Genomic DNA, 1,729 nt, shown 5'->3' with positions numbered 1-1,729 from the left:
GATAAAGGACGAAGGCGCGGCCTGCTGCGGCTCGCCCTCGCTGGGCCCTTCCGCTGCGCTCCAGGGCCTGCGCTCTGGCTGCCGCCGCAGCGGCCAGGGAGGAATGGCGGTGTGGGGCGGAAGACGTTTTGTTGGGGCAATAGAATATAGCCATCAGCGTTATACCGCTGGCCCGGCGGCGGAAGAATAAACGGCGCGAACACCAGCGTCAGTAACCTGATCAGCTTTTGTACTGTCGCGCTTCCGTCCGGGGATGGATGATGTGGGGGACGGCAGAATATAGGCTGATCGATAAATCTCTGGTCAACATGAGAATATAAAACCAGCAGCAGTAACACATCATCTATCCCCGGACGGTGATCGTGTTTTATGGCCGATCAGATTTTTTTCTTTCATATGAAAAAATAAAATCCGTTATTTTTAGTGGTAGAAGTTCTTTGAGTGCCGTGCTGGAGGAGACGCTATTATTATCCATTTGGGTTGACGATGGCGGGGATTAGTTCGAATGCGTTGAAGGGGAGTAATTATGCGGAAAATAGGAAGAAATATAACGGAAATGAGTTGCAATCAGGGGAGTTCAGTGATGGATCAGGGTTGGATTTGTATGATTTTAATGCTCGTACCTACAATGCTCAAATAGGAAGATTCTTACAAATAGATCCTGAAATTGAGAATAATCAGGAAGATTTAACACCATATCATTTTGCATTTAATAATCCGGTTAGATATGGTGACCCAGATGGAAGAAACCCTATTGTACTTGTTCCAATAGTAATTGAGGCAATTGAAGTTGCACTTTTTAGTTATCGAACCTATGCTACGGTAAATACAGCTATTAATTTGTTATCAGAGGGAGTGGGAAAAGATGGAGCTAAGCCTAAGGGGAAAGAAGTGACCCCTGCGGCTAAAGATGAGACAGCAGTTCCATTGCCAGCCCCAGAAAGTCATTGATGAAAAATCAAAGCCTCAGGTATCTCCGGAAGTTGCTGATAAACTGGAGAAAATGGAATCCATAACAATACCTGAAAAACATGGTGGAGGTAAGAATGGGCAACATGCTAATCAAAAAGCTAGAGAATCAGCAAAAGATAGATATGAGGCGGCAAAAAAAGAATACGAGGCATTAAAAAGCAAGCCCAACAAGACAAAGGATGACAAGGCCTCATTGGATAAATTAAAGAGAACTGTAGATCATGAAAAGAAGAAAATGGACAATACAGGAGAAAATCATAGTAGAAAAGCTAAGGGAAGTAATTAATAAATTAGGGTATGGATATATATACATTTATTATGGAATTTAGAGGCGGGACATATATTAGTCAGGTTAATGGATCTAATATAAATGCTGCTATGATTTTGTGGGGTAAAAGTTTGGATTTGTCTCAGGTGAAGTTTTTAGGTGAGAAAGGGAAATCGGAATTACAAATTGAGCTTAATAATGAACGTCCAGCTAAAGTTGAAGGAGTTGAGAATGTTTGGTTCTTTTGTTTAAGGATAAAGCCTGGTCTTATTATGGTAAATGTGATAAAAACAGCAGAAACATAAAGACTTATGTTATTGTCGTAACTGGATCCGCTAAACAGCGAAGCCGCAGGCAATGCCTGACACTATCTCATAAACTGTGTAAATATTAAAAATCGGGGTTTAGCTCTGATTTTTTAATTTTAAAGCATATACAGTTTTATGAAGACAGAAGATTTTTTATCAGACGACTTTCTGAAGCAGTTTA

Annotated in this window: 4 protein-coding genes; all 4 read left to right on the top strand. The window is 41.1% G+C overall.

Annotation, left to right across the window (positions count from 1 at the left end; genetic code table 11):
• The coding region (locus FN124_RS31085; RefSeq protein WP_185937472.1) for a hypothetical protein at positions 1-190 on the top strand (190 nt) is incomplete at its 5' end.
• Between the two features lie 251 nt (positions 191-441).
• On the top strand, positions 442-951 hold the full coding sequence (locus tag FN124_RS30790) for an RHS repeat domain-containing protein (RefSeq protein WP_376765858.1): 510 nt from the start codon (positions 442-444) through the stop codon (positions 949-951).
• Positions 911-1,258, top strand: a complete 348-nt coding sequence (locus FN124_RS30785; RefSeq protein ID WP_142688652.1) for a hypothetical protein — start codon at positions 911-913, stop codon at positions 1,256-1,258. The genes FN124_RS30790 and FN124_RS30785 overlap by 41 nt, the downstream gene beginning before the upstream one ends.
• Before the next feature lie 11 nt (positions 1,259-1,269).
• The gene (locus tag FN124_RS30780; protein WP_142688651.1) at positions 1,270-1,545 is read left to right on the top strand and encodes a hypothetical protein; all 276 of its coding nucleotides are present in this window, start codon (positions 1,270-1,272) and stop codon (positions 1,543-1,545) included.
• The last annotated feature ends 184 nt before the right edge of the window (positions 1,546-1,729 follow it).

Source organism: Chitinophaga polysaccharea (assembly GCF_902150045.1).
Lineage (GTDB): Bacteria > Bacteroidota > Bacteroidia > Chitinophagales > Chitinophagaceae > Chitinophaga > Chitinophaga polysaccharea_A.
Note: the sequence above shows the minus strand (reverse complement) of the source record. Positions and strands in the feature narration are given on the sequence as shown.

Bases quoted from the DNA above. Each gene is read 5' to 3' on its own strand.
- FN124_RS30785 (WP_142688652.1), top strand. From the start codon at position 911: ATGAGACAGCAGTTCCATTGCCAGCCCCAGAAAGTCATTGATGAAAAA.
- FN124_RS30780 (WP_142688651.1), top strand. From the start codon at position 1,270: ATGGATATATATACATTTATTATGGAATTTAGAGGCGGGACATATATT.